The sequence below is a fragment of the Pseudomonas sp. MWU16-30323 genome, from assembly GCF_020515595.1.
GTDB lineage: Bacteria > Pseudomonadota > Gammaproteobacteria > Pseudomonadales > Pseudomonadaceae > Aquipseudomonas > Aquipseudomonas yamanorum.
The window spans coordinates 33,503-46,645 of sequence record NZ_JAIWYM010000010.1; the positions used below are offsets into that span (position 1 = coordinate 33,503).

At 61.6% G+C, this 13,143-nt stretch carries 12 protein-coding genes; 2 read left to right on the forward strand and 10 right to left on the reverse strand.

All coding sequences use genetic code 11. The annotated features are described in order from the left end of the window. Window positions 1–13: 13 nt before the first annotated feature. From tauD to LIY45_RS14090, 7 genes are all read right to left on the reverse strand, one after another. The gene (gene tauD, locus LIY45_RS14060; protein ID WP_226476685.1) at window positions 14–850 is read right to left on the reverse strand and encodes a taurine dioxygenase; all 837 of its coding nucleotides are present in this window, start codon (window positions 848–850) and stop codon (window positions 14–16) included. Between the two features lie 21 nt (window positions 851–871). Continuing rightward, window positions 872–1,702: a taurine ABC transporter permease TauC gene (gene tauC / locus LIY45_RS14065; protein ID WP_226476686.1), complete on the reverse strand. Its 831-nt coding sequence runs from the start codon at window positions 1,700–1,702 to the stop codon at window positions 872–874. Then, window positions 1,699–2,478, reverse strand: a complete 780-nt coding sequence (tauB, locus tag LIY45_RS14070) for a taurine ABC transporter ATP-binding subunit (protein ID WP_017478105.1) — start codon at window positions 2,476–2,478, stop codon at window positions 1,699–1,701. Before tauB ends, tauC begins: the two co-directional genes overlap by 4 nt. 18 nt (window positions 2,479–2,496) lie before the next feature. Next, window positions 2,497–3,474 (reverse strand): taurine ABC transporter substrate-binding protein, encoded by a 978-nt coding sequence (tauA, locus tag LIY45_RS14075; RefSeq protein ID WP_226476687.1) that lies wholly within the window; start codon window positions 3,472–3,474, stop codon window positions 2,497–2,499. A 261-nt stretch (window positions 3,475–3,735) separates the two neighbouring features. Continuing rightward, window positions 3,736–5,319, reverse strand: a complete 1,584-nt coding sequence (gene gshA / locus LIY45_RS14080; RefSeq protein WP_226476688.1) for a glutamate--cysteine ligase — start codon at window positions 5,317–5,319, stop codon at window positions 3,736–3,738. A gap of 214 nt (window positions 5,320–5,533) precedes the next feature. After that, window positions 5,534–5,917, reverse strand: a complete 384-nt coding sequence (locus tag LIY45_RS14085) for a PaaI family thioesterase (protein WP_008435797.1) — start codon at window positions 5,915–5,917, stop codon at window positions 5,534–5,536. Beyond that, complete coding sequence (locus LIY45_RS14090) at window positions 5,917–8,241, reverse strand: Tex family protein (RefSeq protein WP_226476689.1); 2,325 nt, start codon at window positions 8,239–8,241, stop codon at window positions 5,917–5,919. Before LIY45_RS14090 ends, LIY45_RS14085 begins: the two co-directional genes overlap by 1 nt. Window positions 8,242–8,598: 357 nt before the next feature. On the opposite strand from LIY45_RS14090, the gene ompR reads away from it, so the two are divergent. Together ompR and LIY45_RS14100 are read left to right on the forward strand one after the other, a co-directional pair. Then, complete coding sequence (ompR, locus tag LIY45_RS14095; protein ID WP_003213175.1) at window positions 8,599–9,339, forward strand: two-component system response regulator OmpR; 741 nt, start codon at window positions 8,599–8,601, stop codon at window positions 9,337–9,339. Window positions 9,340–9,455: 116 nt separating this feature from the next. After that, window positions 9,456–10,769 carry an ATP-binding protein gene (locus LIY45_RS14100; RefSeq protein ID WP_226476690.1) on the forward strand — a complete coding sequence of 438 codons (1,314 nt, stop codon included), beginning with the start codon at window positions 9,456–9,458 and terminating at the stop codon, window positions 10,767–10,769. A 124-nt stretch (window positions 10,770–10,893) separates the two neighbouring features. Here the strand turns inward: LIY45_RS14100 and rimK are convergent, their stop codons facing one another. Genes rimK through LIY45_RS14115 form a run of 3 tightly spaced genes read right to left on the reverse strand, consistent with a single transcriptional unit; the run spans window position 10,894 to window position 13,074 of the window. Further along, on the reverse strand, window positions 10,894–11,799 hold the full coding sequence (gene rimK / locus LIY45_RS14105) for a 30S ribosomal protein S6--L-glutamate ligase (protein WP_010214091.1): 906 nt from the start codon (window positions 11,797–11,799) through the stop codon (window positions 10,894–10,896). Then, complete coding sequence (locus LIY45_RS14110) at window positions 11,796–12,245, reverse strand: ATP-dependent zinc protease (RefSeq protein ID WP_173860425.1); 450 nt, start codon at window positions 12,243–12,245, stop codon at window positions 11,796–11,798. The genes rimK and LIY45_RS14110 overlap by 4 nt, the downstream gene beginning before the upstream one ends. Before the next feature lie 49 nt (window positions 12,246–12,294). Continuing rightward, window positions 12,295–13,074: an EAL domain-containing protein gene (locus LIY45_RS14115; protein WP_226476691.1), complete on the reverse strand. Its 780-nt coding sequence runs from the start codon at window positions 13,072–13,074 to the stop codon at window positions 12,295–12,297. Between the last annotated feature and the right edge of the window lie 69 nt (window positions 13,075–13,143).

Below are 13,143 nucleotides of genomic sequence, written 5' to 3' on the forward strand. Positions count from 1 at the left end.
TGTGGTGTGCCTGCTAGAACGGCACATCTCCAAGAATGGTCGCCCGGTGCATCACCCGCCGTTGCGGCCGGTAATCATCCACCGCGTAATGCTGGGTCACGCGGTTGTCCCAGAACGCCACGTCATTTTCCTGCCAACGCCAGCGAATGGTGAATTCCGGCCGTGTCGCGTGGGCAAACAACAGCTTCAACACCGCCTCGCTTTCCGTCGGCTCCAGTTCGTTGATCTTGCTGGTGAACCCCTCGCTGACGAACAGCGATTTACGCCCGCTCACCGGGTGCGTACGAATCACCGGATGAGACAGCGGCGGGTTCTTGCGCCGGGCTTCTTCCCAGCGCGCCAAATCTTCCGGCGTGTTGCCATAACGCTCCAGCGGGAAGGAGCGGGTGAAGTCATGGGTTGCCGTCAAACCGTCCAACAGCTTCTTGAACGGCTCGGACAACGCCTCATACGCGGCAATCCCGCTGGCCCACAACGTATCGCCACCGAACTCAGGCAGCAGCTTGGCGCTCAGTACTGCACCGAGGGCCGGCGTGGGCAGGAAGGTCACGTCGGTGTGCCAGATGGCGTTGTCGCGCACGTCGGTCACGGCGGTGTCGAGGATCAGCACTTCAGGCTGTTCCGGCACGTTGGGGTAGATCGGGTGAATGTGCAGGTCGCCGAAATTTGCCGCGAACCGCGCCTGTTGCTGCGGGTTGATCGGCTGGTTGCGGAAGAACAGCACCGAATGTTTGAGCAGCGCCTGTTCGATGGCGTCGCGGTGTTCGATGTTCAGCGGTTGGGTGATGTCGACGCCACTGATCTGGGCGCCAAGGGCGGTGCTGAGAGGTGTTACGGTCAGGCTGCTCATGGGATTCTCGTCGAAAATTGCTCAGTGTGCCTGGCCATGCCACGGCACCAGTTTGCGCTGCAGGGCACGCAAGCCCATTTCCATGGCGAAGGCGATCAGCGCGATCACCAGAATCCCCAGCACCACCACGTCGGTGACCAGGAATTGCGCGGCGGACTGCACCATGAAGCCCAGGCCGCTGGTGGCCGCGATCAATTCTGCGGCTACCAGGGTCGACCAACCCACGCCCAGGCCAATCCGCACGCCGGTGAGGATGTCGGGCAGGGCGCTCGGCAGGATCACATAGCGAATCAGCTGTGCCCGTGTCGCGCCCAACGACTGCGCAGCGCGCAGTTTGGCCGGGTCGACGGTGCGCACGCCGGTGGCGGTAGCGATGGCGATCGGCGCAAAAATCGCCAGGTAGATCAGCAGCACCTTGGACAGCTCACCGATGCCGCACCAGATCACGATCAGCGGCAGGTAAGCCAGTGGCGGAATCGGCCGGTAGAACTCGATGAGCGGGTCCAGAATGCCCCGGGCGATGCGATTGGAGCCGATGGCAATCCCTACCGGCACGGCGGTCAGTACGGCAAAACCGAGGCCGAGGCCGATGCGCTTGAGGCTCGCGCCCAGGTGCTGCCACAAGGTGGAATCCATGTAGCCGGTGGTCGCCAGCAACCAGCCTTTTTGCAGCACGGCCGAAGGCGGTGGCAGGAACAGTGGCTCGATCAGCCCGCTGGCGGTCACGGCCCACCAGATGGCAACCAGGGTCACCAGGGTGAGCACGCTGATCCAGCGGGTGCTCAGGCTGCGGCGTACGGGCACCACCGGGGTTTGCGCGGTTCGGGTTGCCGGTAATTCATAACTGCTCATGCGGACACCTGCCGTTGGGAGAACACCTTGCCCAGCACGTGTTCGCGGGTTTCGATAAAGCGCGGGTCGGACTTGATCGCCCGTGCCGACTCACCGGCGGCATAACGCTGGCCGAAGTCCAGGCTCAGGCGCTCGACGATCTGCCCGGGGTTGGGCGCCAGCAGAATCAGGTCCGTGGCGAGGAACACCGCTTCTTCGATGTCATGGGTGATCAGGAACACCGGCTTGGCTGTGCGCCGCCAGACTTGCAGCAACAGCTCCTGCATCTGTTCGCGGGTGAAGGCATCGAGGGCGCCGAAGGGTTCGTCCATCAGCAGTACGCGCGGGTCAGCGGCCAATGCGCGGGCCAGGCCCACACGTTGCTTCTGGCCACCGGAGAGTTGCCAGATGCGGCGGCTGTCGAAACCGGCGAGGTCTACCAGGGCGAGCATTTCCCGGGCGCGGACTTCCCGCTGGGCCTTGGGTACGCCTGCCAGTTCCAGGCCGAAGCCGACGTTGGCCAGCACGTCCTGCCAGGGCAGCAGGGCGTCGTCCTGGAACACCACGCCGCGTTCGGCGCTTGGTCCTTTTACCGGCACACCGTCAAGGGTGATGCGCCCGGCGCTGGGTTCGACAAAACCGGCAATCAGGTTCAACAGCGAAGTCTTGCCACTGCCGGAAGGACCGAGGGCCACCAGCAATTGCTGGGGGCCAAGGCTCAAGGAAATATCGGCCAGTACGGGCTCCGGGCTGCCTGGGTACTGTGCGCTGATGCGCTCCAGTTGTAGCAAGGCCATCGCGGTGAACTCCTGGTATCAGTTAGTGATGAACTTCGGGCTGACGTACGGGGCGTAGTCCGGCAGTACGGCGTCGACCTTGCCCTGTTCCTTGAGGAACGCGGCGGTGTCGGTAACGGCCTTGGTGGTGGGTGCGCCAAGCAGGGTCACCTGGTCAGCCGCCAGCGGGTAGACGTTGCCCTGCAGCAGCAATGGAATGTCGCTGGCCTTGGCCCCGGAGAGCTTCACCAGTTTGTCGACGTTGCCTTTGTCCGCCAGCCAGGCTTGTGGGTCTTTGCGGTAAGCGGCGTAGGCATCCAGGGTGACCTTGGCAAAGGCCGTGACGATTTCCGGGTGCTTCTCGGCGAAATCCTTACGCACGATCCAGGCATCGAAAGTCGGTGCGCCAAACTTGGCCAGTTCGCCGGAGGTGATCAGCACCTTGCCATTTTCCTTGGCCACGCCGAGGGCTGGGTCCCATACGTAAGTCGCGTCGATATCACCGCGCTTCCAGGCGGCGATGATGGCCGGCGGGGCGAGGTTGAGGATGGTCACTTTGGAAGGGTCGATGTTCCAGTGCTTCAGCGCGGCCAGCAGGCTGTAGTGGCCGGTGGAAACGAACGGCACGGCGACTTTCTTGCCGATCAGGTCCTGCGGGCTGTTGATCCCGGAACCGTTGCGGGCCACCAGGGCTTCGGCGCCGCCGATCTGGGTGGCGATCAGGAAGGTTTCCACCGGGACCTTGCGGGTCACGGCAGCGGTCAGCGGGCTGGAGCCCAGGTAGCCGATCTGCACGTCGCCGGAAGCGATGGCGGCGATGATGTCGGCACCGTTGTCGAATTTGCGCCAGTCGATCTTGGCGTTGGTGGCTTTTTCGTAAGCGCCGTCGGCCTGGGCGACTTTCGCCGGGTCAACGGTGGTCTGGTAAGCGATGGTCACGTCGGCGGCCTGGGCAAACAGGCTGGCACCGGCCAGGGACAACGCCGCCAGGAGGCGAAGGGAGAAGTGCAGTTTCAAGGGGAAAGTCCTCATCAGGCGGCCGGAGGTCGGCGTGTGTGAAGACTAAATGATCTAAGAATTCGAAAATAAATAACCTTTTCGAATTAGCTTATGAGGAGAAACTCGAGCACCAGGCTTGAAGGTGCATAGGTCAAATGTGGGAGCGGGCTTGCCTGCGATAGCATCGACTCGGTACTAATGAAATACCGCGGCGCCTGCATCGCGGGCAAGCCCGGCTCCCACAAGAGCCCGGCCCCCACAGGGTTTTGTGTCAGGCTTTTAGTTGCTGATGGCGAGGATGCTCGCCTGGTACGACCCGACAAACACGTCAAAATCGCCCACTTCGTTCTGCTCCAGCTCCGCCTGTTGCGCCAGCGAATTGCGCGCCAGCTCCTCAAAACGTGCCTGTTCCTCAGCCTTCAACGGCTCGCTGCGGAAGTGTTCGGCATGCACTTGGCTCTGATGCAGCGAGAACTGCGCAAAGCTCTCTTTACGCTCGCTCATCGCCGCCAACACCTGGGCCGACGGGGTCAGGGACGAATCCTTGACCTTCGCCAACTGGGCGTCCAGTGCCTGGCTGTGTTCAGTGATGCCCTGGCTCTGGTCCAGCAAGGCTGCCAGCGGAGCAATCTGCTCCAGCAACTCGGCGGCCCATTCCTTCATGTCCACCGATTCGCCACGGCGCTGCAATTGCAGGCCCGGACGGCGACCTTCCTTGACCACGCTGAGGAAGTTGGAGGTGGCGTTGCCGCACTCGTTGTCGGCGAACAGCGGGCTGTCGTTGAGTGCGCAATACAGCAGGAACGCGTCGAGGAAGCGCGACTCTTGCAAGTCGATGCCCATCGGCAGGAACGGGTTGATGTCCAGGCAGCGCACTTCGATGTACTGAATGCCACGGGCCATCAGCGCCTGGATCGGCCGTTCGCCGGTGTAGGTCACGCGCTTGGGGCGGATGTTGGAGTAGTACTCGTTTTCGATCTGCAGGATGTTGGTGTTGAGCTGCACCCACTCACCGTCCTTATGGGTGCCGACTTCGACATATGGCGCGTAGGGCGTTGCCACCGCTGTGCGCAGGCTGTCGGTGTAGCTCGCCAGGTCGTTGTAGCACGGCGTCAGGCCGGCCTGGGCGTTGCTCTGGTAACCCAGGTCGCTCATGCGCAGGCTGGTGGCGTACGGCAGATACAGGGTGTCGGCGTCCAGTACTTCCAGCTGGTGCGAGCGACCGCGCAGGAAACCCGCGTCCAGGGCTGGCGAGGCGCCGAACAGGTACATCAGCAGCCAGCTGTAGCGGCGGAAGTTGCGGATCAGCGCGATATAGGCCGTAGACTGGTAGTCGCGGTCGGTACCTACAAAACCTTCCGCTTCCTTGAGCAGCGGCCACAGCTCTTCCGGCAGGGAGAAGTTGTAGTGGATCCCGGCGATGCACTGCATGGTCTTGCCGTACCGCAGGGCCAGGCCCTTGCGATACACGTACTTGAGCTGTCCGATGTTGGAAGTGCCGTAGTAGGCAATCGGAATATCTTCCTCGGCCGGCAACGGGCACGGCATCGATGGACTCCACAGGTACTCGTTGCCGAGCTTGCTGTAGGCAAAACGGTGGATCTTGTCGAGGCTGCTCAGGGTATCGGCCGGGTTGGGCAACGCCGGCGTGATGAACTCCAGCAGCGACTCGGAATAGTCGGTGGTGATCTGTTCGTGGGTCAGTGCAGCGCCCAGGGCCTCGGGATGCGGCGTTTGTGCCAGTCGGCCTTCACCGGTGACGCGCAGGCATTCGCGCTCGATGCCGTGCAGGCATTGCTCGAGCAAAGAGAGGTGTTCGTGCTTGCCGAGCAGGGCCAGGCGGCGGTTGAGAAGTTCGCTCAAGTTGGATTCCTTCACGCGTCAGTCGCCCCAATATGGGGGTGGGCAGGACGGTCTACAAGGGTGAAGTGGAAACTGGCGTTATCGCCTGGTTTTTGAGCCGGATTGACCCACTCTGAAAGAGCCGCCTTCGTCCCTGAATCTGGCTATCGCGCACGAGGAAAAGTTCGGCGCAACTTTCGCAGCGCCGAAATTAACTCAAATCGATGACAGGGAGCTATAGGACAGCGAAGGTGCCTTGTGCTTTTGCGACCAGTTTTTCGTCCTGGTACACGTCAGCCTCGACCACCAGCGTACGCCGACCGGGGTGAATCACCCGGGCAGTGCACAGCACATCGCCGTCGGAAACGGCACGGATGTAGTTGATCTTGCATTCGATGGTCGCGCTTTGCTGGTCGAAACCATGGGAACTGGAACAGGCCAGTCCCATGGCAATGTCCACCAGGCTGAAGATCGCCCCGCCATGGAGCTTGCCAGCGCGGTTGCGCAACTGCGGCTCCAGGGTCATGGCCACCTCGGCAACGCCGGTTTCCAGGCGTTGCAGGCGGCAGCCAATGAGTTCGCTGAAAGCGCTGTGGGTCAAGCCGGCTGGCAGTTCCATTAACGTTTCTTCAGTTGTTTGGCGTTGGCGAACAGCGAAGCCATGGCGTTATTGGCCGGGGCTGGCGCGGCGGTTTCCTTGCGCGGTGCACTGCCTTGGGACTGGCGTGGCGCCGAGCCTGGGCGTGCGCCGCGGGCACCGTCGATTTTTTCGCCCGGGGTGTCGCTCATGCGCATCGACAGGCCGACGCGTTTGCGCGGGATGTCGACTTCCATGACCTTGACCTTGACCACGTCACCGGCTTTCACCGCTTCGCGCGGGTCCTTGATGAACTTCTCCGAAAGCGCAGAGATGTGCACCAAACCGTCCTGATGCACGCCGATATCCACAAACGCGCCAAAGTTGGTCACGTTGGTGACGACGCCCTCGAGGATCATCCCCGGTTGCAGGTCCTTGAGGTCTTCGACGCCGTCCTGGAATTCGGCAGTCTTGAACTCGGGACGCGGGTCGCGGCCCGGTTTTTCCAGCTCTTGCAGGATGTCGGTGATGGTCGGCACACCGAAGGTTTCGTCGGTGTACTTTTTCGGGTCCAGGCGCTTGAGGAACGCGGCATCGCCGATCAGCGAGCGGATGTCGCGGTCGGTTTCAGCAGCGATGCGTTGTACCAGCGGGTAGGCTTCCGGGTGGACGGCCGAGGAATCCAGCGGGTTGTCGCCGTTCATGACGCGCAGGAAGCCGGCGGCTTGCTCGAAGGTTTTTTCGCCAAGGCGTGCGACTTTTTTCAGCGCTGCACGGGTCTTGAACGCACCGTTCTCATCGCGGTGGGTCACGATGTTCTGTGCCAGGGTGGCGTTAAGGCCGGAAATTCGGGCCAACAGCGCTACCGAGGCGGTGTTCACATCCACGCCGACCTTGTTCACGCAGTCTTCCACTACTGCATCCAGGCCGCGTGCCAGTTTCAGCTGCGATACGTCGTGCTGGTACTGGCCGACGCCGATGGATTTCGGATCGATCTTCACCAGTTCGGCCAGTGGATCCTGCAGGCGGCGAGCGATGGACACGGCGCCACGGATCGACACGTCGAGGTCCGGGAATTCCTTGGACGCCAGTTCAGATGCGGAGTACACCGAAGCGCCGGCCTCGGAGACCATCACCTTGGTCATCTGCATGCCTGGGTATTTTTTGATCAGCTCGGCGGCCAGCTTGTCGGTCTCGCGGCTGGCGGTGCCATTGCCGATGGCGATCAGGTCCACCGAGTGCTTGGCACACAGGGCGGCCAGGATGGCGATGGTCTGGTCCCACTTGTTGTGCGGCACGTGGGGGTAAACCGTGGCATGGTCCAGCAGCTTGCCGGTGGCGTCGACCACGGCAACCTTGCAGCCGGTGCGCAGGCCCGGGTCGAGACCCAGGGTGGCGCGTGGGCCGGCAGGCGCGGCCAGCAGCAGGTCGTGCAGGTTGTGGGCGAACACGCTGATGGCTTCGGTCTCGGCGCCGTCGCGCAGCTCGCCCAGCAAGTCGGTTTCCAGGTGGGTGTAGAGCTTGACCTTCCAGGTCCAGCGCACGACTTCACTGAGCCACTTGTCCGCAGGACGATTCTGATTCTGGATGCCGAATTGTTGACCGATCATGCCTTCGCACGGGTGCATGGTGCCCGGCAACTCGTCGCCGACCTTCAGTGCGGAGCTCAGGATGCCTTCGTTGCGACCGCGGAAAATCGCGAGGGCACGGTGGGACGGCATGCTTTTCAGCGGCTCGTCGTGTTCGAAGTAATCGCGGAACTTGGCGCCTTCCTCTTCCTTGCCGGCGATCACGCGGGCACTGAGGGTGGCTTCCTGCTTCAGGTAGTTGCGCAGTTTTTCCAGCAGGTTGGCGTCTTCGGCAAAGCGCTCCATGAGGATGTACTTGGCGCCTTCGAGGGCGGCCTTGACATCGGCGACGCCTTTTTCGGCATCGACAAAGCGTGCCGCTTCGGTTTCCGGGGCCAGGGACGGGTCGTTGAACAGGCCGTCGGCCAGCTCGCCGAGGCCGGCTTCCAGGGCGATCTGGCCCTTGGTGCGGCGCTTCTGCTTGTACGGCAGGTACAAGTCTTCGAGGCGGGTCTTGGTGTCGGCGAGCTTGATGTCGCGTTCCAGTTGCGGGGTCAGCTTGCCTTGCTCTTCGATGCTGGCGAGGATGCTGATACGCCGTTCGTCGAGTTCTCGCAGGTAGCGCAGGCGCTCTTCCAGATGCCGCAACTGGATATCATCGAGGCTGCCGGTGACTTCTTTACGGTAACGGGCGATGAAGGGAACCGTGGAGCCTTCATCCAGTAGAGCGACGGCCGCTTCGACCTGTTGTGGGCGTACACCGAGTTCCTCGGCGATGCGGCTGTTGATGCTGTCCATAAAACCACCTGAAATTCTGAAAGCAGGCTCGCAGGCCCGGAAAACAAGGCTTGCGAGGCTGGTTGAGCGGCCCGACTGGCGCCGCTGCCTGGGTCAAGAGGCAGCCTATTGACCCTCGAAATCGAAAAAATCACTACAAGCGGGTGAAAAAAATCCCCTGGCAGTAAACGGTAACGAACTGACGTTGCCCTGCACAAAGGCGCCGCATTATAACCAGCGTTCTGCCCTTGGGGGGATTGCGGCCAAGGTTGTAGGGCGCGGGTTCGCTGGCGGTAGAGGAAAAATCTGCTAACAATGCACACGGTGCGTATAACGGCAGCTACGCCATAATGCGCGCCGAGATAAGAGGAGCATCTAATGAGCAGCACTGCACAAACTGCTGAAGGCGAAAAAATTCTCATCGTTGATGACGATCCGGGGCTGAGCAGCCTGCTGGAGCGTTTCTTCAACTCCAAAGGCTATCGCGCACGCGCGGTGCCAAACACCGAACAGATGGACCGCCTGTTGGGACGTGAAGTCTTCAACCTGGTGGTGCTGGACCTGATGCTGCCCGGCGAAGACGGCCTGACCGCCTGCAAACGCCTGCGCGGCGCCAACAATCAGATCCCGATCATCATGCTGACCGCCAAGGGCGATGAGCTGAGCCGCATCAAGGGCCTGGAACTGGGCGCCGACGATTACCTGGCCAAGCCGTTCAACCCGGACGAGCTGATGGCGCGGGTCAAGGCCGTACTGCGCCGCCAGGCTGCCCCGGTACCGGGCGCCCCAGGCAGCGAAGACGAAAGCGTGACCTTCGGTGACTACGAGCTGTCGCTGGCCACCCGTGAGCTCAAGCGTGGCGATGAAGTGCACATGCTGACCACCGGCGAATTCGCCGTGCTCAAAGCATTGGTGATGAACGCGCGCCAGCCGCTGACCCGCGACAAGCTGATGAACCTGGCCCGTGGCCGCGAGTGGGACGCCCTGGAGCGCTCCATCGACGTACAGATCTCCCGTCTGCGCCGGATGATCGAGCCCGATCCATCCAAGCCGCGTTATATCCAGACGGTGTGGGGCGTGGGTTACGTGTTTGTGCCGGATGGCACTGCAACCAAGTGACCGATGATTTGCAGAAGCGGGCTTGCCGGTGATGACTCGATAAGAGTCAGCCGGTTGCCCGGCGTTTGCAATTCTGCGAGCTTCGCTCGCTCCTGCAAGGTGTCTAGCTGTCTTTTATGAAAACCCCGTTGTGGTTCCCGCAGAGTTTCTTCTCACGCACCCTTTGGCTGGTGCTCATCGTCGTACTGTTTTCCAAGGCCCTGACACTGGTTTATCTGTTGATGAACGAAGACGTGCTGGTGGACCGGCAGTACAGCCACGGTGTCGCCCTGACCTTGCGCGCCTACTGGGCCGCAGACCCCGAGAACCGCGAGAAGATCGCCAAGGCCGCTACCCTGGTCCGGGTCGCGGGTGCGGGTGTGCCCGAGGGCGAGCAACATTGGCCCTACAGCGAAATCTACCAACGCCAGATGCAGGCCGAACTGGGTGAAGACACCGAGGTGCGGCTGCGCATGCATGTGTCGCCGGCGCTGTGGGTGCGGGCGCCGAGCCTGGGGGAAGACTGGCTTAAAGTGCCGCTGTACCCGCATCCACTGCGGGGGCAGAAGATCTGGAACGTGCTGGGCTGGTTCCTGGCGATTGGCTTGCTTTCCACCGCATCTGCCTGGATTTTTGTGCGCCAGCTCAACCAGCCACTCAAACGCCTGGTGTTTGCTGCACGCCAGCTCGGTCAGGGCCGCAGCGTGCGGCTGCCCATCAGCGATACGCCGAGTGAAATGACCGAGGTGTACAGCGCGTTCAACCAGATGGCCGAGGATGTCGAACAGGCGGGACGCGAGCGCGAGCTGATGCTGGCGGGGGTGTCCCATGACCTGCGTACGCCGCTGACGCGCTTGCGGCTTTCCCTGGAACTGATGGGCAGCCACACCGACCTGACCGACGACATGGTTCGAGACATCGAAGACATGGACGCGATTCTCGACCAGTTCCTCGCGTTTATCCGCGATGGCCGGGATGAGGTGGTGGAAGAGGTCGACCTGACGGACCTGGTGCGTGAGGTGGTGGCGCCCTACAACCAGAACGGTGAGCAGGTGCGCATGCGCCTGGAGCCGATCCAGCCGTTCGCGTTGCGTCGGGTTTCGATGAAACGCCTGCTGAACAACCTGATTGGCAACGCCCTGCATCACGCCGGTTCCGATGTTGAAGTGGCGGCGTATGTCTCCGGGGATACCAGTGCGCCTTACGTGGTGCTGAGTGTCCTGGACCGTGGCGCCGGTATCGATCCGGCAGAGCTGGAAGGCATCTTCAACCCGTTCACCCGTGGCGACCGTGCCCGGGGTGGCAAAGGCACGGGCCTGGGGCTGGCGATTGTGCGGCGGATTGCTTCGATGCATGGCGGCAATGTCGAATTGCGCAACCGGCCGGATGGCGGTTTGGAAGCGCGAGTGCGTTTGCCGTTGGGGCTGATGTTGCCCAGGGACGCGGTCTAAATGTGGGAGCGGGCTTGCTCGCGAAGGCGGTGGGTCAGTCCATAGAAATGTTGACTGATCCACCGCCTTCGCGAGCAAGCCCGCTCCCACACTGGTTTTGCGGTGCTTTACAGGTTGGGAGTCCTCAACCTTTGCCTTTGGTCCTGGTCATATTCGGCCCACCATTCTTCTCCAGATGCTGAATGATGATCCCCGCCACATCCTTGCCGGTGGTGGTCTCAATCCCTTCCAGGCCCGGTGACGAGTTCACCTCCATCACCAGCGGCCCGTGGTTGGAACGCAAGATATCCACACCCGCCACACTCAACCCCATGACCTTGGCTGCCCGCAGGGCCGTCATGCGTTCTTCCGGGGTGATCTTGATCAGGCTGGCACTGCCGCCACGGTGCAGGTTGGAGCGAAACTCCCCCGGCTTGGCCTGGCGCTTCATCGCGGCAATCACTTTGTCGCCCACCACGAAGCAGCGGATATCTGCACCGCCGGCCTCCTTGATGTACTCCTGCACCATGATGTTCTGCTTGAGGCCCATGAACGCCTCGATTACCGACTCGGCCGCTGTCGCGGTCTCGCACAGCACCACGCCGATGCCCTGGGTGCCCTCCAGCACTTTGATCACCAGAGGCGCGCCATTGACCATATCGATCAGGTCGGGAATGTCATCCGGGGAGTGCGCAAAGCCGGTCACCGGCAGACCAATGCCCCGACGCGACAGCAGCTGCAGCGAGCGCAGCTTGTCCCGCGAACGGGCGATGGCCACCGATTCATTCAGAGGGAACACCCCCATCATTTCAAACTGGCGCAACACCGCGCAGCCATAGAACGTCACTGACGCACCGATGCGCGGGATCACCGCATCGAAGCCCTCCAGCGGCTTGCCCCGGTAGTGGATCTGCGGCTTATGACTGGCAATGTTCATATAGGCGCGCAACGTATCGATCACCACCATCTCATGGCCACGTTCGGTGCCGGCCTCGACCAGGCGACGGGTGGAATACAGACGCGGGTTACGCGACAGCACAGCGATCTTCATGCAACACCTGTGGCAGAGGTAGTAGAGACCGGGAACACCGGCTTGTCTTGAACGTATTTGAGGCCGGGGTTGACCACCAGTTGGCCGTCAATCAGGGCTTTGGAACCCAGCAGCAGGCGGTAACGCATGGCCTTGCGGCAGGCGAGGGTGAATTCCACCCGCCATACCCGGTCGCCCAGGGCCAGGGTGGTGCTGATCACGTATCGCACCTGGGCCTGGCCGTTGGAGCTTTTAATGGTTTTCATCGCCACCAGCGGCGCTTCGCAACGCCGGTGACGCAATTGCACCACGCTGCCCAGGTGCGCGGTAAAGCGCACCCACTTTGCACCGTCGCGCTCAAATGGCTCGATCTCGGTGGCATGCAGGCTTGAGGTACTGGCGCCGGTGTCGATCTTGGCGCGCAGGCCAGCCACTCCCAAATCGGGAAGTGCCACCCACTCACGCAGACCCACAACGGTCAAATGGTCAAATGTCTTCAATATGAATAACCAGCAATTAATTCGCCCAGGCCTCGGGGGATACCTTGGCCAGGGCTTTGAATGCAGGCCTGGCGAACCAGTAGCCTTGCATCAGGAATATTCCACAGTCGGCGAGAAAGTCTCGTTCGCCAGCACTTTCGATGCCTTCGGCGATGACAGTAACGCCCAACTGCTCACAGATTGTGACAATCCCCCGGACGATCACCTGACGGACACGATCACGGTCAACATCGCGGATCAGCGCCATGTCGAGTTTGATCAGGTCGGGTTGGAAATCGGCCAGCAGATTCAGCCCCGAATAGCCCGCCCCGAAATCGTCGATGGCGGTCTTGAAGCCGAATTCGCGGTATTCACGCAGAATATTCGTCAAATGGCGATAGTTATCTACGTGCTCGCTTTCCAGTGTTTCGAAAATCAGCCGGTCCAGCGGAAAATTGTGCGCGCGAGCTGCCTCCAGGGTGCTGCGAATGCAAAGTTCCGGCCGGTACACCGCGTTGGGCATGAAGTTGATTGAAAGGTGCGTCTGCATGCCCAGTGTCGAGGCGGTGGCGATCGCCTTGGTGCGGCATTGCTGGTCGAAACGGTAGCGATTGCTGTCGTTGACTTGATCCAGCACCGACAGCGCCCCCTCGCCATTGACGCCCCGCACCAGGGCCTCATGGGCAAAGATCGACTGGTCCCGCAGGTCCACGATAGGCTGATACGCAAAATCAAACTCAAAACCCAGCGGTTCACTTTGCTGGCAACCCGCACAGCCTTGTTTGGGTGAGGTGAGTGAAACAGGAAAGTCGGTCACACGTTAACCTCGCGAAAACAGATACTGCCTGGCGTATCTTAGGTGAGGTGAAGGGTTTATGCGTTGAAG

Coding starts and splice junctions, on each gene's coding strand:
- tauD (WP_226476685.1), bottom strand. CDS start 850: ATGAGCAGCCTGACCGTAACACCTCTCAGCACCGCCCTTGGCGCCCAG.
- tauC (WP_226476686.1), bottom strand. CDS start 1,702: ATGAGCAGTTATGAATTACCGGCAACCCGAACCGCGCAAACCCCGGTG.
- tauB (WP_017478105.1), bottom strand. CDS start 2,478: ATGGCCTTGCTACAACTGGAGCGCATCAGCGCACAGTACCCAGGCAGC.
- LIY45_RS14085 (WP_008435797.1), bottom strand. CDS start 5,917: ATGGAACTGCCAGCCGGCTTGACCCACAGCGCTTTCAGCGAACTCATT.
- LIY45_RS14090 (WP_226476689.1), bottom strand. CDS start 8,241: ATGGACAGCATCAACAGCCGCATCGCCGAGGAACTCGGTGTACGCCCA.
- ompR (WP_003213175.1), top strand. CDS start 8,599: ATGAGCAGCACTGCACAAACTGCTGAAGGCGAAAAAATTCTCATCGTT.
- LIY45_RS14100 (WP_226476690.1), top strand. CDS start 9,456: ATGAAAACCCCGTTGTGGTTCCCGCAGAGTTTCTTCTCACGCACCCTT.
- rimK (WP_010214091.1), bottom strand. CDS start 11,799: ATGAAGATCGCTGTGCTGTCGCGTAACCCGCGTCTGTATTCCACCCGT.